The following is a 19,004-nucleotide window of genomic DNA, read 5'->3' as shown; positions in this document are numbered from 1 at the left end:
AAGGGCGAGTAGCAAACAGCCCCAAAAAATGCAAAATATAATAATAGCATGAAAAGCTGTTGAATCGCTCATCGGCCCCTCCCCTGCAAGAGTCGCCGAATACGAGCTTCAAGCTCCGGTAGACGGAACGGTTTTGTGACATAATCATCTGTGCCAGCCTGGATTGCCTGTGCGATTTCCGTCTCGTCGCCGTTGCCTGTCAGCATCAGAATGCGATATTTATCCCCTGGATATTCTGCACGTAAACGAGTCAACACTTCCATTCCATTCATACGTGGCATCATTCGATCCAGAATGAGCAAGTACGCTCCCTCGCTGTGATGCCATTCGTCTGAGAAGAACGCTTCCCCGTCCGCAAATGTACGAATTTCCAGCCCTTCTCCTCCCACAACTTCCATATCGCGTAGGCGTCGCTCCAACATGTTACGGATTAGCGGGTCGTCGTCGATAACGGCTACATGACAAACGCCTTTAGGCCCAGCGCCAATAATCGTATGGGTATCGCTCGAGCGATTGCGAAGACTGAGCTTTACATCCTTCATTGCTTCGCTCAGCGCGGCAATGCACTCATCGGGGTCAGACGCCCCATCCAGCGTCGTGAAAACATAAGACAGTGATAGGCTGACGACATCACCAGCGATCTCACATGTCTGAGCGGCAAACAATTCCGACAACAGGTTTAATCGCTCTGTTATGGATTCTACTGTGCCTTCTCGTCCTAGAAATACGAAACGGTCACGATCCCATCGAACAAGCAACTCGTCTGTCCGGACCTGCGCTCTCAGCCATCCAGCTGTATGATGCAAATAACCGTCAGCTGCCGCATGACCATATCGCTCGTTCAAGCTGCCAAAGGCATTAATATCAAACTGCGCCGCCCAATACGACGTTCCTTCAGCAATTGCCTTCTGGCTGATTTGCCGCCACTGCGTTCGTAAATATTGCGTATTATAGAGTCCCGTTAACTCGTCCGTCAGCATCATTTGACTGACTGCTTGCTTGCGGCGCAGCTTGTTCAAAACGCGTACGACAAACTCATTAAAATCAAATGGTTTGGAGATAAAATCATCCGCCCCTGACTGGTATGCCTTGATACGTACCTCTGTGTCGTTCTGAGCGCTGATTAGTAACACAGGCACCATAAACCGCTGCGACCGCTCCTGCAGTATGGTTAGCAAATCAAAACCGCTTTGGCCTGGCATGACGACATCCAATACGATACAATCTGGCTTTAACTCATAAAACCATTGGATCGCCTTATTCGGATAGGGTGTCGCCAAGACGATGCATCCCTCTTGTTCCAATCGCTCTTTCATTAATTGAAGTAAGGCCACGTCGTCATCGATCACCAGGACGAGAGGGCCAGGCACCTCGGACACCTTCACAGGTGTTGATGGTTCAGCTTTCGTGGCAGCAATCTCCCGAAACGAATCCGAAGCTCGATCAGAAAGACCCTGTTCTCCAAGTGTATCAGTTACTTTTCTTAACGCCATAATTGATTGGATAAAACGTTCAAATTCCGCCATTGTCCACAAACGCGTACCTTCATCTGATAGATCAATCAACAACTTTTCGGCCGCAGTCGTCCATTCTTGCAAATCAATTGTAGCCGCTGTTCCTTTAATCCTATGCAGCAAGCCGTAAAGGTCAGCTTCCCGAATCGGCTCGTTCGCCGAACGCCACGAAGCAATCGTTTCGTCGAATTGCCTAATAAACAGTAGCTGAAATTTCGTCATCCCACTCTTCCTTTTCTCGCTAGGTTATATGCCATTCACTACTTATACATTATAAGCAAAAAATCATTTCAATCGCCATATCCACTGAACGAGAATTCTTTCCGTAGCTTCAGAGTTTACTACTTGGCTGTTTTAGGGCATAGCAATTTGGGGGAATATCGACTCTAACGTATTTATCTCATTTGCTTGATTATCACCATATTTAATAATTGAGATTTGCGGTTTGCGAGGGATGGGAATTCGTGATTACAGATCAAAGCGCAATGGAAATATCTGCTGAGGAAGGCCGTTCCATAAAAAATATCAATATTACGTCTTTCATCAAATGAATACCCATTGGTTCGGCTGAACAGTTTTCGACTGACTACACCTCAGGTTCCACATCGCAAGCCGCAAATATTATGAAGGCCATCAACGTCGGGCGTAAGCTTCTTCTTATTGATGAAGACAGAAGTGCGACGAATTTTATGATTCAAGACATCAAAATGCGTTCATTAATAAAGCGTGAACCCATTACTCCTTTTACGGAACGTGTCAGGGAGCTTATATGGAGAGAGAAGGCGTGGATATTGTATTTTCTTCCTTATTTCCTGACTTCGAAAGATGGCTTGAATTACCAAGATTTAATGAAGTCTTATCTGTCATAAACCGAATGAAACATTTGGATTTTGTTCAGCTAGAGCCCTCTGAACAGCTCTAATTACGGCTATCTCACAGTCCACAAAAATAACGCCGAGGATCTAATATCCTCGGCATACATCCACCGAATGGCTAATTCGTTCTAGTCCGCTATCTATTTCTCTCAGTACGGCAAGCAAGCCGTCCATCGCTTCTTCCAGCCCAGTAACGGCAGAAATATGCGGGGTAATGACTACATTCGGATGAGCCCACATCGGAGATTGTTCGGGCAGGGGTTCCTCTCTAAACACATCAAGAACAGCTCTGCGCACATGGCCCCGTTCAATCGCCCCGAGCAGTCCGATTTCATCCACGGAAGCTCCCCGACCCACATTGATAAAGCCTGCACCATTCAGGTAGGAAAACAAGCGCAGATCAAATAAGCTCTCGGTCATTCGTGTTAAGGGCAGCGTGTTAATAACCCAGTCGACATGTGGTAACAATGTGTGCATTTCTGTCATCGGAACGACCCGATTAAAATGACAGTTCGATGCGCCGCTGCGCGATATTCCGTATACGGTTACCCCCAAAGTGCTAAGCATCCTCCCCACTTCCTCGCCGATCGTGCCAGTGCCGAAAATGACGATGTTCAGCTGATGCAGAAGCTTCTGCTCTGAAGGCAGCCATAGTCGTTCGGTCTGATGCTGCTGAAAATGTTCATGCCGCTGGACATCGGCAAGGATATAACTTAAGCAATACTCCCCTATTTTCCGCCCAAAGCTGCCGACCGTACGCGTTAATACCACATCTTTTTTCCACTCGCGATTCAATAAAAATGCATCAACGCCAGCGCCAAGCGCATGAACCCACTGCAACTTACCGAAATGAAACGACTCCGTCGGTTTGAATGCCACATATCCATCCGCCCAGTTAAAGTGATTCGAGTTCACCTCCGCCTCTGGAAGAAACAAATACTCCCTCTTCGTGTCCAGCAAGGCTAGACGCTCTAGATCTTTGTACATCCGTCCAGTTACTATGATTTTTCTAATCTCCATCAGCCACGTCCCCCTTGCTTGGCCATATACTCCCTCGGCGTCATGCCGATCTTGGCCTTAAACATTTTATAGAAATAGCTCTCGTTCTCGACGCAGCTTATAAGTCGGAATTCGGCGATGACCTGGTTGCCTTGGTTCGCTTTCTCTTCGCTTGAACGATTCGCCAGAGCTTTACGCCAGTCCCTCCTTATGTATGCCGATCTAGCTAGAATAAATTCACTTTATTATACCCCTTCTAACGGGAACAGTCCCTACTGATTTTGCATCAAAGGGACTTTCGCGTAAGTCTATCGAGATCAACATATTCAAATAGTTGGCGTTTTCAGCTAAAAGGGAATACGCCTCATTTGACCGCCAACAAACCTCGCTTCTCCAGTACCGCCATGCACTCCAACAGCATAACACCGCTTAAGTTCACGCTTAAATCTTCCGCTGGTTCAGGCGTTGTCGCCCATGACTTACTAAACATCTGGCGCTGCTCGTCACGTCCATATGACCAAAGGCTCTCCGCGTTGGTGCGCAGCAATTCCAGTGCTTCCTTTTGACTCGGATCGGCTAATACCAATTCCGTCAAATAGCGGACGAATATGCCCTTGAACAGACCGCCATCCCCGTTGCTTTCGCTTGGCAGCATGCCCGTGATCGGGCTCGTCAGCCTCAGCTTCGACGCATGCGCTGTCTGGGCCGCATCCGCCAAATAACCGCGATCCCCTGTTGCACGGAACAGCTCTACACCAGCACCAATATACACGCCCTGGCAATACGAGAATTCCCACGTCTTATCGATTTTGCCGTCGCCTTCGCGGTTCTTGCCATCCCAGACGAAGCCCGATTCGGGGTCGACGAGATTCGCCCTTTGCCAATCATAAATCTTCTTCGCCCACACCAAATCTTCTGCGTTGCCAAATTGCTTATACAATCGCGCAGCCAGAATGACCGCAGGGGCGTTGGCCGGCGTGTTCTTATAATCCAACTGAGGCTTGCGCCAAGCGATACCTCCGCCTTGCTCTTCATTCCAGCCTGTCTTAATATCTTCCCATAGCAACAGCGCCGCTTCCTTATACCGCTCCTCGCTCGTCGCTTCATAGGCCCGAAGCCAAGCTAGCGCAAGCCATTCCATATCATCATAGAAGTCATTCGGCCACACGCCGCCGTTGCGATCCAACATGCCTTGATACATGTTCCCCAGCTTATTTTTAACCTCGACATGCCCCGTTCTCACATACGCATCCACTAAGGTATCGATCCCATGCGCCTGCCACCAATAGTGAAACTTCTCATTGCATAAATCGTGACATGGGGATAAATTATCAAATAAGTTCAGCTTGTTATTCCAATAGTTACTGCCCAATCCCGCCTGTGCGAGATCCGCTCGTTGCGACCAACTGTCCGCTTTACTCACGTTACCTACCTGTGCATCTGTTACGTTATGTTCATTCCCCATGTTCATCACTCCCCAGGTAGCCAATATGATAATGATGCCAACCATCGTAATTCCCCAACGCATCCAAAACCGTTTATTCAATCCGCTTCACCTAAAGTCCGACATCCGCTTACCCTTTGGTCCCTGTAAACGCAATCCCCTGCACGAAATACTTCTGGAGCAAAAGAAACAGGATCAGAATCGGAACAACCGCAATCAAAGCGCCTGCCATCAACGGACCGAAATCCACTTGCTTATTATACGTAAAAGCGGCCAAGCCCAGCTGAATCGTTTTCTTAGCAGGATCATTGAGCATAATAAGCGGTCCGAGAAAGGAGTTCCACCCTGCCTGAAAGGTGAAAATACCAAGCGTAGCCAGCGCCGGCTTCGCCAGCGGCATATAAATGTTCCAATAGATGCGCAGCTCCCCGCTGCCTTCAATGCGTGACACCTCTTGCAAGTCGCTCGGCAGCGAAACGAAAAACTGCCTCATGAAAAACACGGCGAACGATCCGGAAGCGCCAGGCAAAATAACAGCCCAGAACGTATTCAACAGCCCGTTCCCTCCGACGCCCGACCAATCATTTCCGCCCACGAAAGGGATATGCTTCAGTACAAAAAACTGCGGAATCAACGTGACCACACCAGGAATCATCATGGCGGCCAGCAAAATTTTGAACATCGTATCCCGCCCTCGGAAATGAAGCTTTGCGAACGCATACCCGCTCAAAGAGCCCAGCAGCAAGTTGAATAGCACACCCATCATCGCCAAATAAAATGAATTCGAGAAGTACAGGCCGAATGGCACCAGCTCGAACGCCTTCACATAATGGCTGACCGTTAACCCCGAGGGGATCCAGCGGATCGGCAGCATGAAAATTTCTTCATCGGGCCGAATTGATGTAATTAAGCTCCATACGAAAGGAATGACCATCACCAAACAGATGGCGATGGAAAAGAGATACAACATCGCTTGATAGCCATAGCTTTGCTTCATGTTCCACCCTCCTAGATGATCGATTCGTCTTCCTTATTCAGCTTCATATTGAGCAGCGAGAACACCAGAATAATGAGCGATAAGGCGAAAGCCATCGCATCCGCATACCCCATTTGCAATTGGCCAAATCCCTGCTGGTAAATGTAATACACCGTGGTTTTGGTCGAGTTCGCTGGACCGCCCTTCGTGAGCACGAAGGCTTGATCGAACAGCTGCAGCGCCCCGATAATTGACATCGTGCTGACGAAGAAGGTCGTCGGCCTGAGCACAGGCCAAGTCATGTAGCGGAAGGATTGCCACGCATTCGCGCCATCCAACTTCGCTGATTCGTACAAATGGTCGGGGACCCCATTCAAACCAGCCAAATAAATGATCATATTCGCCCCAACGGATTGCCACAAGGTCACGAACACAATAGAGAGCATCGCATACGGCATTTCGGCCAGCCAGGATGGTCCTGTTATCCCGATTTTGCTCAGGAGTTCGTTGACAAGCCCATATTCGGGATTCAATAGCCAAATCCACACGGTTGCCGCAGCAACACCAGACGTTAGCGTGGGCAAATAGCCCGCTGTGCGAAACAGCTTGACGCCGATGCGTTTACGCATGAAGAGTACCGCCATGGATAGCGAGATGATGATATTCAGCGGAATATAAAGGACCGAGTAGAACAAGACATTTTTCAGCGTTGTCCAAAAGATCGGATCATCTGCGAGTCGTTTGTAATTGTCGATTCCGATAAAATCATTTTTGCTCACGATGTCATAATTCGTGAAGCTTAGATACAGCGCCATGATGACGGGGATGATCGTGAATATAACAAACAAAAAAATGGTTGGCGTTATAAACAGATACCCCATCCTCGATTGGTGCCGACTAAGCTTGCTAACCGATGCCATAGACGCCCTCCTTAGCAAGAAAGGGGAAGGTAGCCCCTCCCCTGTATGTCTGTTTACTTACCTGCTGCGTTCTGATCGAGCAATTTATCGCCTTGCTCTTGACCCTTCTTCAAAGTCGTTGCCGCATCCTGTTTGCCTTGGACAAAGAGGTCCAGATTCGGCATCAACCCATCAACTTCCATGACGGAGTAGCCAGGGTGCTGCGGACGAATTTTGGCAAATTCCAACGTATCCATGAACGGCTTCCAGTTCGGATCATCCTTGAAGAACGGATCCTGCAGGGCTGGCTTGAAGCCAGGCAGATTCATGCTCGTTTTGGCCCATAGCAACGCATTGTCTTTATTTGCTAACCACCATTTCTCGAACTCCCAAGCCTCATCTTTATGCTTAGAGCCCGCTGGAATCACGAGTCCGAAGCCTCCCATGACGCTGCCTTTGCCGCCGCTAGGACCTGTTGGAGGAGGGACCACCCCAAAATCCAGATCCTTTCCGTATTTTTTATAGGTAGAGAGCATCCAAGGACCTGTATACGTCATGGCAACTTTGCCAGTCACGAAAGCATCTGTGCCTTCACCAAGGCCTTTTTCAAACCCAACTTTATACACTTTATCTTTATTGATCAGCTTATCCCAGAAATCCAGTACTTGCTTGCCCTGCTCATTATTGAAATTCGTCTTCTTCATGTCGCCCGACATCATGGACCCGCCAGCTTGCTGCAGCCACATATTGAAGAGGCCATTATCATTCATCGACATGCCGGAGCGAACCAGCTTATCGCCTTCCCAGATCGTTAGCGCTTTAGCCGCAGTTTCGAGTTCTTCCCACGTTTTGGGCGGCTGAAGACCTTTCTCTGCAAACAATTTTTTATTATAAAAGAGTGCTCTTGCATCAACCGTTAACGGAAGACCGTACAGTTTATCTCCTGCGGACAGTTCCTTCAACGCCTCATCGTAATAGTCGGTCCGTTTAATATTATCTCGCTTCATGTAATCGTCGATCGGATGCAGCACATTCTTGGAGGCATAGAGAGACGTCCGCCATCTATCCCAAAACATCACATCAGGCGATCCGCCTGAGCTGGCAGCTGTCAGGAACTTCGTGATCATATCTTCTTGAAGCACGTATTTCACTTTAATTTTATCCTGCGATTTGTTGAAAGCATCCGCCATCATCACGAATTGCTTCTCACCTTCTCCGCCCCAGTCGCCCCAAAACGTGATTTCCACGGGCGCTTTCGCCGCAGGTGCAGCCGTCGCACTCGCTGGTGCAGTGGTGGCCTCAGGCTTCGTACTTGCTTTGGTTTGTTCCGTGTCAGTCTTGGAACTACAAGCTGCTAAGCTAGCTGTAAGTGTGACAGCAGTGATGACAGTCATCCATTTTCTCATAAGACATCCTCCCTTTTATAAGAAACGCTACTCCTTCAATCTGCAAGTATGAACGTGATGGCGATGATCATTTTCCTTAACTCTTGGAAATAAACCGCTTACATTTACGATTATAGGCGACACCCAAACGTTATGTCAATATGTTTTTATTATATTATTTACATATCATTTAAATTAAATAATATATCAATCAATAAATAAGAGATTGCTAGACTCACTAGCAATCTCTTATGTGTATCCTATTTGGCAGGTCCTGTTGATTCGCCGATGACGAGCTTGGCGTCCAGACTCGTTTTGTTCAACACCTTCTCACCGCGCTTGAGCTTCAGCACGTTCTCTACAGCCAGTCGCCCGATTTCTTCTTCGTTCTGAATCAGATGTGTAAAGCGATAACCGCTTCCGAGCGTCGTTGGCGGACTATCGAAGCATACGATCGAGATGTCCGCTGGAATTTGCAGTCCCATCTGTTCTACCGCCGCCTTAGCAAGCAAAGCGATATTATACTCCATCGCGAATAAGGCCGTAATCTCGGGATTGCGGCGAAGATGCTCCTTGATCATCGCAATATCGTTATCCATATTGGGCTGATGGAAGGAGTTCGGCAGTGTGGACGTAATTTCGTCCAGCCACAAGGAGCGGTCCACGAGCACTCCGCGCTCCGCATGGGCGCGAACGAACCCCTCAATGCGATCTTCAATCGCAGTTGTATCAACGGGAGGCGGCGAAAGCAAGCAAATCTGCTTATGCCCCAAATCCAGCAGGTAATCAGTGCCCGTGCGAGCAGCGCTAATATTATCCGTACTGATCGATGCCGCCGCAACACCCTTGAGATGGCGGTCTACGAGCACTAACGGAAATTGACCGATCACAAGCTTCAAAATTTCCGCATTGTAAAACTCCCCTTGTGCAGGAAATACAATGATGCCGTCAACGCCAAGCTCCAGGAAGGAGCGAATTGCCTTCTCCTCATTCTCGGGCAAGCCGAAAGAACGGCGCAGAACGAGGAAGCTCTCATGCTCGGCAGATGCGCGTTCCATGCCATAGATCATTTCCGTGCCGAACGTATTGCCGAAATCGGTAATAACGAGACCAATCAACGTATGCTTGGCGCGGTCTTCGGAAGCTGAGGACTCAATGGAGGACTCGCCTTCCTCCGCAACGAATGAGCCTTTGCCAGGCTTCCGAACGATGAGCCCTGCCTCAGCCAGCATTTCCAACGCCTTCTTGCTCGTAATTCGACTTACGTTATAATCATCGGCCAATTCCTTCTCGGAAGGAACGCGGTCGCCGATCTCATATTTACGTTGTAAAATTTCCTGCTTCAATGTTTCGTATATACGTTCATAAATGGGTCTCGAATCCGTTGACAATGTTCCCCACTCCCTATGTCAATCCAATTGTTATATCATAAGATGAAATTAATATATCATGTTATACGTTTTTTGAAAAGAAGGAAAAGAGGCCATCGTACAAGTAGATTTGACTACTTGTGCGATGGCCTTACCACGCTAATAGAAATATAGCAATAACCTAATAGTATATTCAATTCAGAGGAAAATTATTCCTACTTTTTAAAAAAGTATGTTATACTAAAATGACAGAATTTCTCACAATTTGTCTGTAATATTTTTGATCTTAAACTACAATGTAACACACTTTTCATGATGCATCCTTTACGCTTATTTGGGAGGTGTTTCATGAAAAAAAGGAGAGGAATCGAGATGTCACCAGCAACTCTTGCAAAAATCGCGGAAAAGAAAAAACAACTAACTCCTGAGAAGAAACGAGAACTTCTTAAAGCTGGGGGATCCGTTAAAACCAATTACATCATTGATACGGATGAAATATGCAGAGAAGTAAGAGGCAAACAGTAGACTATGCCTCTATCCAATATAGATTTTGGAAACAGTGTCGTTCCCCTATCAACTTCAGGGAACGATGCTTTTTTTCTTGATACTAATTTATGGGTTGCTTATCTATACGATAAACACGAAAAGCATTTAGCATGTTTTTGTCTTATCTCCTACTTAATCAAAAACAATGTTATTCTTTGTTACTCGGAAGTAGTTCTTGTTGAGCTTTTAAACTCATTAGCGCGAGTCTTGTATATTGACGATGAATATCTCGCTTTTGAAACAGCAAATGGTATTCAATCTCACCATGTAAAGCGAACAAAGATGAATAGTTTTAAAAACACGTGGAGCAGTAGGGTCTTAAAAACAGAGCCTGAGACATTAAAAAACTATAGCTCACTTGCGCTTAGCAAAATAAAACCTGCCATAAATAATGCCATGCTTATTGAGAGCACGGAAACAGTCATTGATGAAATATTGACCATTCCTTGTGTCGTCCCCTTAGGATCGGCAGATTTCATGATTTCAACAATTGCAATAAACTTCGGTTGTCAATATATTCTATCGATTGACGGTGACATGGGTATCGTCGATGATATCGCTGTAATTACCACAGCCATTAGAAACGACTCATTCGATGTCCAAGATATGCTTACAAAACTAGATTTAATCGATTATCTTTACTCTGAGTTAGGGGAAGCTGATTTTAAAGCTAAATTCCCACACATTGCAGTACCCACCCCTTAATGACAACCTCAAAATAACAAGATGAGGCCGCTACTTCACTTCTGTAGTTGTCGTACCGTTGTGGATCTCCGCTGGGCAGATTTGACCCTGCACCGCGAAATGATCCTTCCCGTTCAATGCGTTCATCAGCAGCATGGCCGCCGCCCGCCCCATGTCATAGAAGGGCTGATTAACACCCGTCACATTCAGCTTCAGCTTGCGATTCAAGTTCAGCACGTCATACGTGACCAGTGACACATCCTGTGTCAAATCTGACTATTCGTAAAGCGCCCCACCCGTCGAGCCGTCTGGATAGACATAATGCGTGTAGATTTGCCTATTCGTTCCCGTACCTTGGGAGGCCCAAAGTTCAATTCGATTTACCTTGCCATCGTCAGACCAATGAATAATAAGCTGGCCGTTCACTTTGCCTTCCTTCAACCCCTCGAGATCAATCGATAGCCCGTTATACTGGTAGTCAGAGGCTGCCGCAAAATCATACCGCCACACCGCTTGTTGATTGTCATCATTTGTTCGTTCTGCGTACGGTGCGCCCAGGATGCTTCGGACATACACTTCATCATTCCCAACATTCAAACGATATTGGGTCAGCCATACTTTCCTCGCCGTTTCATCTGCATTCGTCGGTTCATTGCTAATCGAAATCACCCGATCCCTATCGATATACCGAACGCCTAAACCCAGACTCTCAGAGATAAAACGAATCGGCACATAGGCATGATTATTGTAATTTAACACTTTGTACTCGCTGTCCAACTCCTTGCTCTTCCCGTTAATCTCAAATGTTGCTGGGAACAAGTAAGCTGAAATGGTCTCGGATGCCAACACAGCCGTCGAAGCCGTCAAACCAATACCGCACAATAAACCAAGCATGAATTTTTTCACAGGCGGTGCCTCCTTCGGGATATCGAACTTATCTAGTAGACGGTTGCGAATGGAAAAAGTTTCAAGTTACCCGACCAACTTATCGTCTCAGTTAATTGAAGCCACTCTGCGGCGAGTTAGTCGATTTTTTCGACTAAAAAAGCAGTTTGCCGAGGCAAACTGCTTCTACACTTTATTGAAATTGCGGCAAGTACTTCTTATGTACCTGCAAATATTCGTCCATCATCGACTTGGCAACCGTAAACGACGGTACCAACGGATGCACAGTCAACGCGTTCAATGCCGCCTGATAGTCGCCTTTGACGGCGGCTTCGACTGCGAAGCGCTCGTACGTTTTAACTGGCTGGATCAGCGACATCGCCAGATCTGGCACAGTCCCTACGGTAAGCGGCGTCGGACCGTTCTTGTTCACGATGCAGGGCACTTCGACGACATCGTCGTCTTTCAGGCCTGCAATGGTGCCGCGGTTCGGTACGTTGAGCGTCAGCACCTGCTGTTTGTTCAAGTGGATACCCTTGATCACATTGATCGCGAGCCCTTCGTAGCCTTCTTCCTCGAATTGGTTGAATGCTTCCGCTTCATGCTCATGAATGTTGTGTAAAGCGCCGGACGTTTCACGCGACATATAGGTGCTGGAGCGCTTATCCAAGGTTTCGTTGTAATCCTTCCACGCTTCAGCCAACTTGCCTTCGCGGATCAGCGGCGCAATGCGGGCGAACAGTGGACGATTCAGCTTTACAATCTGCTCGCCGCGCGTTTCACCGGTTTCCAGAATGTTGCGGACGGATAGATCATGATAATAGAAATAGTATAAGTACTCGTTTGGCAGCATCCCGATGTTGCGGATCAGCTCAGGCTCGAAGAAGCTGAATACGTGCGCGCCTTTGGCAAGCTCTTCGAAACGATCCAAGATCATCGGAAGCTGGTCTACCCCATCCATATACACGCGCGGAATCCAGCCCAAATGATTTAGACCGAAATAATCCACTTGCAAGCGGGAAAAATGCACCTTCAAAAACTTGCTAAGCGCGTTCTTCATGCCAGCGTGCGCATCGCAAATCCCGATCGTTTTACACTGTCCGTAGGTGTTCAATGCTTGCGCGAGCAACCCGGACGGGTTACTGAAGTTGAGCAGCCACGCATTCGGACACACTTCGTTAATGATGCGGGAATACTCGATCATGACGGGAATCGTCCGCAGTGCCATCGCGAATCCGCCTGGCCCCGTCGTTTCCTGACCCAATACCCCGTGTTTCAGAGCCACACGCTCATCGTGAACACGGCTTTCCTCTTGACCGACACGAACGGCGGAGAAAATGAAATCTGCCCCCGTCAATGCTTCACGCACATCTGTCGTAAACGTGACTCGGAATGGCGCATCCTTCGTCTTCGCAATATATTCGGACAAACGCCCCATAATCATCAGACGTTCTTCATCGTTGTCATAAAGCGCTACCTCATCGAATTGAAGCTCCTCGGAATGTCTTACCAAGCCATTAACGAGAAGCGCGGTTCTCATCCCTGCTCCACCTAATATCGCTAATTTCATCTTCCGTCTCCCCCTAGCTGATGAATGAATTCCGTTTTCACTTGCTCCCATGTTGGCGAAGCTGCCGTACCGCCGATACCCAGCACCGATTGACCACCGCAGTAGTTACCAAGCTGAATCGCTTCTTCCAGTCCCCAGCCTTTTAGAACACCCGTTAATACGCCAGCCAAAAAATTGTCCCCTGCGCCCGTCGTATCGACCGGCGATTCAACAGGCTTGCCTACAATGCGCCCAACGCCTTCCACGGTCGGATAAATCGCTCCCGCCGCTCCCAGCTTAACAATCGGCGTCTCTACAATGCCGCAGAGCACATCCAGCGCTTCTTCAGCCGTAGATTTCCCCGTAATGGCCAAAGCCTCTGCCAGATTCGGCGTAAAATAGTGCCCCAGCTGCAGCAACTGCTTCAACGCCCGGCTGTAGATCCACTCGTCATCCCATCCGATGTCCAGTACGATGGACATCCCTTTGCTGCGTGCCTTTTCGATCACAGGCACGAACTCTGGCTTCGCATTCACGATTAGCATCGAGGCATCCATCGTATCGAGCAACGCAAGCAAATGCTGCTGATACCCCGCTTCATCCAGCTGGTCTTGGAACGTTACGAAAGCGCGATCGCCCTCTGTGTTAATCGCCGCGGTCACCTGCCTCATCGGTCGATCGACGATGTACGAATAGTCCGCAGTCAAACCCTCGCGTTGCAATTGATCCTTCGTGAATTGACTCAAGAAGTCATTGCCAAGCGGCGCCGCTACCGCGATTTTCATACCAAGTCGCGCCATGGCGACAGAAGTAATGTACGTACTGCCTCCACACGTAAATTCAAAGCCTTGCCCATATACTTCTTCCCCAGGCTTCGGCATCCGCGGAACGTTTGAGAACACAATATCCGTGAAGATGGGGCCGCATACAAGAACATCCACGTTCACCATCTGTCATCTCCTTCGACCTATTTTTGCGCTAACAACGTTTTCATTTCCTCTACAGATTCTTGGAAATGCGGATACAGTCGGAATTCGATCTCCATGTTCACGATCCCCGTATAACTAGTAATCCATTGGAACACTTCGGCGTAAGGGATGGATCCCCATCCGACAGGCAGATGCAGATCACCGTAGCCGTAAGGCAAATTGCTCATATACGTCTTGGCATCTTTCAATTTGCCGAAATTATCGTGCACATGCAGATGCTTCACATACGGAAGTGCATCGATGATCGCTTGTTTGAAATCGTAGCTGTAAGCAATCGAAGTCAGATAGCAATGACCGATATCCAACGTCATGCCGACATTGTCCAGCCCGATTCGCTTAATATGCTCGACAACTTGTTGCGGGCGAATCCCGTATGTGTATTCATTTTTGATATCGTACCAAATGTTATTTTCTATCCCGATCGTGATCCCGTAGCGCTGCGCCATAAGACCCAGCTCACGTAGACGCTTCACATCTTCTTCCGCCAAAATAGCGAACAGCTCTTCGCGGTACAACTTGCCGTACTTCGCATAATATTGCGGCATATTCGCTTCTGTCAGTTGAGCAAATGAACTGTGATACACGATCGTCTTGCAACCGAGCGCTGCTGAAAGCTCAATTCCCGCTTCAAAGCAGCGGTAATAATCGTCACCCTTTTCAAGCGACATCAAGTTGAGTTCGTAGGGCAAATGCATCGTATAGCCGACCTGGAATTTGGCCAAAACCGCGCGAACGCGCTCCAAACGTTTCGGATGAACCTTGCCGTCGATGACGACATCCAGTCCGTGCATGATCAGTTCGACGTAATCGCTTCCCGCGTCCACGATATAGCCGATATGCTTCTCCAGCGCTTCCAAATCCCCGTTCACCATGTCGGCGTTGAGGCTAATGCCTATTCCTTTAGCGTTCATTATTTCTCCTCATCATAGAAGAGGTATTTGGAGATCTCGACGGAGAGAGCTCTGCCTTCTTCTATTCTTTCTCGCCAGTCCACTAGGAAGCTGACATTATCGCTTAATGAAACCGTGCCTTGTACGAAGTTACCACGGTAACTCGATTCCAACGCTTTTACATGAAACCCATGTAAAGAATCAGACACCCTAACATTTTCAGGGCGGAAACAGAGAAGTGTGTCTCCATCCTTGCGATTCAGGCCGCGAAGCGGAATAGGGGTTTCACCAAGCGCGTAAAACGTCCCTCCGCGAATCGTCCCTGGAATCTGGTTGCTGCGGCCGACGAAGTTAGCTGTGAAGCTGTTCGCTGGTGTCTCGTAGATCTCCTCAGGAGTGCCGACCTGCATGACGTTGCCTTTCTCCATGACGGCGATTCGGTCAGATAGCTCTAAGGCTTCCTCTTGATCGTGCGTCACATAGATCGACGTAATGCCAAGACGCTTCTGAATTTCCTTGATATCTTTGCGCATTTTGATCCGCAGCTTAGCATCCAGATTACTGAGCGGCTCATCAAGCAAGAGTACGCGCGGATTAAGCACGAGCGCACGTGCAATAGAAATACGCTGCTGCTGCCCTCCGCTTAGCTCGCCTGGGTAGCGGCCCTCTGCACCGCTCAAATTGATCAAATCAAGCGCCCAGGCTACCTTTTCCTGGATCGTTTTCTTGTCCATCTTGCGCATTTTTAAGCCGTACGCAATATTTTCGAAAATCGTCATATGCGGCCACAGCGCATAGTTCTGGAAAACGAAACCGATATTTTTCTCCCACGGATTGAGTGGAAGCACATCCGTGTCACCGAATAGGATACTGCCGCTGTCTGCTTTCTCGAAACCTGCGATACAGCGAAGCAGCGTCGTTTTGCCACAGCCTGACGATCCGAGCAGGGTAAAAAATTCCCCTGGCTGAATATCGAACGAGATGTCCTTCAGAATCGGAGTGCCCCCGAAGCTTTTGCGTATATGCTTAATCGTAATTGGCGTCGATTGGATCGTACCGTTCACTCGTAATCCTCCTTACCCGTTCTTAGCTATTTTCACAGCACTTTTCTATGTTTTCTTGCGCGAACTTTTGTTAACGAGCAGTAGCGGGACGTAAATACATGTCATAAGCACGACCCCCATTGCAGCCGAGATACCGAAGTCGGCACCTGCGGTCATCGCATTTTGGAAAATGACGACGGGCATTGTGACCCAAGGCGGTCTATAGAGAATCAACGTAGAGCTGAGCTCCGTCATAATTTGTAAAAAGGAAAGCGTAGCCCCGGAAATGACGCCTCCGATCATGAGCTTGAACGTGATGTCTTTGAAAGCCGTAAACGGTCTTGCTCCGCACATCAGCGCCGCATCTTCAAGCGCCTTATGTACTAAATAGAGCGAGGATTCCGCGCTTTTGATCGAGAAGGGCAGCTTGCGGATGAAAGAAACTAGCACCAGGATGATCCACGTGCCTGTCAATATGACCGGCGGTTTGTTGAACACAACGATAAATCCGATCGCCAGTACGGTTCCTGGGATAATGTAGGGAACCATCATGGAAATGTTGACAAAGCTGGATATGAATTTGTACCGCTTGCGCACGATCAAGTACGCGATACCTACACCGAAAATAACGTCCAACAACGTTGACATAGAGCCAAGCATGAAGCTAACGCCGATAGGAGCCAAGTGACTTTTGAACAAATTCACATAGTTATCAAGCGTGAACTGGTTCGTCAGAATGCCCCATTTCCACTTCATCAGGGAAACAACGAGCAGCGTAAGATGCGGTAGGAAGGACATGCTAATAATGGCACCAATGTATAAACCAATCACGGCTTTCATGCCTTTGCTCGCCTTAACAAGAAGGGGCCGTTTGGCAGAGACTGAAGCGTACGTCTTCTTCGCAAGCAAGTACCTTTGAATCATGAGCGCAACCGAAGCAACAAGAATCATGATGACCCCGACAGCCGATGCCATGTTCAAATTGCCCCCGACCTCACTCACAAATTCGCTGTAAACGAGCGTCGGCATCACGGGAAACTCACCGCCAATAATGGCTGGTGTACCGAAATCCGAGAATGCAGCGAGTGCCGCCATGAACAATCCTGTAATGACGCCTGGCATGGCAAGCGGAACTTCAACCCGCCACAACGTCTTGCGTTTATTGGCACCTAGACTCATCGAGGCTTCCTTCAGGGAAGGGTCCTGGCTAGAGAACGAATCGTAGCTAAGCAGAAACACCAGCGGGAAAATCAACCAAATAATGACCCAGACAACCCCGGCTTCGCCTCGAAGCTTCCAATTCAGATCGTAATGGAACCAGCTATCAATGATTTTATTTAATACACCGTATCGCCCGAGTAAAATAACCCAGGCATACGCCCCTAGAAACGGCGGCGATGACGATGCCATAGTAATCAACGTTAACGTCGTATTTTTAAAGCGGAAATCGAATTTGGAGAATAAATAAGCTAACGGAAGCGCAAGTGCTGACGCAAGAAGTGTAGAAAAAAACACAACTTGCAAGCTGTTGATTAAGGCTGTCGTATACCGTTTCTTCTGGAAAAACTCGATGAAATTATGGAACGTAAACCCGCTGCCTTCCTTATTCTGAAAAGAAGTCATGATCGTTTGAAGCTGCGGATAAAATATGAAACCGACAGACACGATCATACAAACGAATGCAAAGATGATCCACGGGTCCCTGACAGTTTTGTTTATGCTCTGTTTAAGTAAGTTTCCACCCATCCACCTAGGACCTCCAAACCCTTATAATTCCCCTTCGCGCCAGTGAATTACCGCTGGCACGAAGGTCTTGGTTACGCTATCTTTCCGTCTTATTTTCTTGCTTTCTCAAGACGATCATTGAAGTTCGTGGAAAGTTCATCACGGGACAACTGTTTGTTCTCGATCATTTTCAGTTTGCTCAAATCTTGCATTCCTGCGGGAGGCTGAACATCTTTGCGCGTCGAACGACGAAGAATTTTATCTTTTAAAATTTCATGCGCTTCCTTAGAACCCATGTAATCGACAAATGCTTTGGCGTTGTCCATATCTTTAGCACCTTTGATGATGGCCATCGAGTCAAGCACGTTTGTTACACCGTCAGATGGGAAAATCATTTTCACAGGCAAATTCGTTTGTTCCCACTTCGCGCCCAAGTCTTCATTGATGAAACCGACTGGCACTGCGCCGTCTTTCACCGCTGCGAACATTGCGTCAGAGCCTGGCGACACTTCTACGTTTTTCAGCATTTGCTGAACGAAGTCCCAATCGTATAAGGAAACGATGCCATTCAATATGCCGGCGCCAGTTCCAGATTTGCCTGGATCAGCGAATGCGATTTTTTGCGCTTTCCATTTCGGATCAGCCAAATCTTTGATCGATGTCGGCCATTGGCTCGAATCTTTTAGAAGCTTCGTGTTAACGAGAATCGCTTGCGGCATGAACGTCCAGATGTGCCAGATGTGATTCGGATCCTGGCGGATCATCTCCTTGTCTGTCGGTGATTCATAGGGTTCGAAGAATGATTTCTGAATATCGAAAGAATACGGCTCACCGCCCAGCAGCAAGTCGCCGCCTGGGTTGTCTTTCTCTGCTTTAATTCGCGCCAGCAGCTCCCCAGAACCGGATTTTACAATTTCAGGCTTGATGTTCGGATACTGCTTTTTAAAACCTTCTAATAGCGGATCAGTAATTTCCGGACCAGCACCCGTGTAAAGAACGAGTTTACCGGAGAGATCTTTCTTCGGTGCAGCTGTCTTGCTGGCAGCTTCAGTGCTCGCAGGTTTTGATGCCTGCTCATCTTTCGTACTCCCGCATCCTGTCAGTGCAACTGTCAAAACCAATCCCATAGAAAGCGTTTTCAAAAGTTTTGCATTTTTCATTGTAAAACCTCCCTGATTAAGTTAGCTTACCCATTATTGCTGAGACAATGAACACAATAACCAACTGATCG

General features: G+C 47.9%; 17 protein-coding genes and 1 pseudogene. 3 read left to right on the top strand and 15 right to left on the bottom strand.

The genetic code is table 11. The features are described from left to right. Window positions 1-68 precede the first annotated feature (68 nt). On the bottom strand, window positions 69-1,736 hold the full coding sequence (locus tag MJB10_RS04315) for a response regulator (RefSeq protein ID WP_314802060.1): 1,668 nt from the start codon (window positions 1,734-1,736) through the stop codon (window positions 69-71). A gap of 209 nt (window positions 1,737-1,945) precedes the next feature. Between MJB10_RS04315 and MJB10_RS04310 the strand changes: the two are divergent. Continuing rightward, window positions 1,946-2,383, top strand: a pseudogene (locus MJB10_RS04310) (P-loop domain-containing protein). 93 nt (window positions 2,384-2,476) lie between these two features. Here MJB10_RS04310 and MJB10_RS04305 read toward each other — a convergent pair. From MJB10_RS04305 to MJB10_RS04280, 6 genes are all read right to left on the bottom strand, one after another. Next, on the bottom strand, window positions 2,477-3,409 hold the full coding sequence (locus MJB10_RS04305) for a D-2-hydroxyacid dehydrogenase (protein WP_314802058.1): 933 nt from the start codon (window positions 3,407-3,409) through the stop codon (window positions 2,477-2,479). A gap of 343 nt (window positions 3,410-3,752) precedes the next feature. Continuing rightward, window positions 3,753-4,934: a glycoside hydrolase family 76 protein gene (locus MJB10_RS04300; RefSeq protein WP_314802056.1), complete on the bottom strand. Its 1,182-nt coding sequence runs from the start codon at window positions 4,932-4,934 to the stop codon at window positions 3,753-3,755. A gap of 28 nt (window positions 4,935-4,962) precedes the next feature. Beyond that, entirely contained in the window at window positions 4,963-5,829 is an 867-nt protein-coding gene (locus MJB10_RS04295; protein ID WP_314802054.1) for a carbohydrate ABC transporter permease, read from the bottom strand. Window positions 5,830-5,840: 11 nt separating this feature from the next. Then, window positions 5,841-6,728, bottom strand: coding sequence for a carbohydrate ABC transporter permease (locus MJB10_RS04290; RefSeq protein ID WP_314802052.1), 888 nt, complete (start codon window positions 6,726-6,728; stop codon window positions 5,841-5,843). 53 nt (window positions 6,729-6,781) lie between these two features. Then, window positions 6,782-8,113 (bottom strand): ABC transporter substrate-binding protein, encoded by a 1,332-nt coding sequence (locus MJB10_RS04285; RefSeq protein WP_314802050.1) that lies wholly within the window; start codon window positions 8,111-8,113, stop codon window positions 6,782-6,784. Between the two features lie 239 nt (window positions 8,114-8,352). After that, window positions 8,353-9,483: a GntR family transcriptional regulator gene (locus MJB10_RS04280; protein WP_314802049.1), complete on the bottom strand. Its 1,131-nt coding sequence runs from the start codon at window positions 9,481-9,483 to the stop codon at window positions 8,353-8,355. 327 nt (window positions 9,484-9,810) lie between these two features. On the opposite strand from MJB10_RS04280, the gene MJB10_RS04275 reads away from it, so the two are divergent. Both MJB10_RS04275 and MJB10_RS04270 read left to right on the top strand, forming a co-directional pair. Next, window positions 9,811-9,987, top strand: coding sequence for a hypothetical protein (locus MJB10_RS04275; RefSeq protein WP_314802047.1), 177 nt, complete (start codon window positions 9,811-9,813; stop codon window positions 9,985-9,987). Window positions 9,988-9,990: 3 nt separating this feature from the next. Further along, on the top strand, window positions 9,991-10,713 hold the full coding sequence (locus tag MJB10_RS04270) for a type II toxin-antitoxin system VapC family toxin (RefSeq protein WP_314802045.1): 723 nt from the start codon (window positions 9,991-9,993) through the stop codon (window positions 10,711-10,713). 30 nt (window positions 10,714-10,743) lie between these two features. Here the strand turns inward: MJB10_RS04270 and MJB10_RS04265 are convergent, their stop codons facing one another. The 8 genes from MJB10_RS04265 to MJB10_RS04230 all read right to left on the bottom strand — a co-directional run bounded on the left by MJB10_RS04265 (window position 10,744) and on the right by MJB10_RS04230 (window position 18,933). Next, the gene (locus MJB10_RS04265) at window positions 10,744-10,962 is read right to left on the bottom strand and encodes a hypothetical protein (RefSeq protein ID WP_314802043.1); all 219 of its coding nucleotides are present in this window, start codon (window positions 10,960-10,962) and stop codon (window positions 10,744-10,746) included. A gap of 6 nt (window positions 10,963-10,968) precedes the next feature. Further along, window positions 10,969-11,598, bottom strand: coding sequence for a stalk domain-containing protein (locus MJB10_RS04260; RefSeq protein WP_314802041.1), 630 nt, complete (start codon window positions 11,596-11,598; stop codon window positions 10,969-10,971). Between the two features lie 172 nt (window positions 11,599-11,770). Next, window positions 11,771-13,147: a 6-phospho-beta-glucosidase gene (locus MJB10_RS04255; RefSeq protein ID WP_314802040.1), complete on the bottom strand. Its 1,377-nt coding sequence runs from the start codon at window positions 13,145-13,147 to the stop codon at window positions 11,771-11,773. Continuing rightward, entirely contained in the window at window positions 13,144-14,076 is a 933-nt protein-coding gene (locus MJB10_RS04250) for a carbohydrate kinase family protein (RefSeq protein WP_314802038.1), read from the bottom strand. The genes MJB10_RS04255 and MJB10_RS04250 overlap by 4 nt, the downstream gene beginning before the upstream one ends. A gap of 17 nt (window positions 14,077-14,093) precedes the next feature. Next, entirely contained in the window at window positions 14,094-15,026 is a 933-nt protein-coding gene (locus MJB10_RS04245; RefSeq protein WP_314802036.1) for a sugar phosphate isomerase/epimerase family protein, read from the bottom strand. Beyond that, window positions 15,026-16,069, bottom strand: coding sequence for an ABC transporter ATP-binding protein (locus tag MJB10_RS04240; RefSeq protein WP_314802034.1), 1,044 nt, complete (start codon window positions 16,067-16,069; stop codon window positions 15,026-15,028). The genes MJB10_RS04245 and MJB10_RS04240 overlap by 1 nt, the downstream gene beginning before the upstream one ends. Before the next feature lie 45 nt (window positions 16,070-16,114). Continuing rightward, on the bottom strand, window positions 16,115-17,794 hold the full coding sequence (locus MJB10_RS04235; protein WP_314802032.1) for an ABC transporter permease: 1,680 nt from the start codon (window positions 17,792-17,794) through the stop codon (window positions 16,115-16,117). Window positions 17,795-17,883: 89 nt separating this feature from the next. After that, complete coding sequence (locus tag MJB10_RS04230; RefSeq protein ID WP_314802030.1) at window positions 17,884-18,933, bottom strand: extracellular solute-binding protein; 1,050 nt, start codon at window positions 18,931-18,933, stop codon at window positions 17,884-17,886. Window positions 18,934-19,004 lie beyond the last annotated feature (71 nt).

The sequence above is a fragment of the Paenibacillus sp. MBLB1832 genome (assembly GCF_032271945.1).
Classification (GTDB): domain Bacteria; phylum Bacillota; class Bacilli; order Paenibacillales; family NBRC-103111; genus Paenibacillus_E; species Paenibacillus_E roseopurpureus.
Note: the sequence above shows the minus strand (reverse complement) of the source record. Positions and strands in the feature narration are given on the sequence as shown.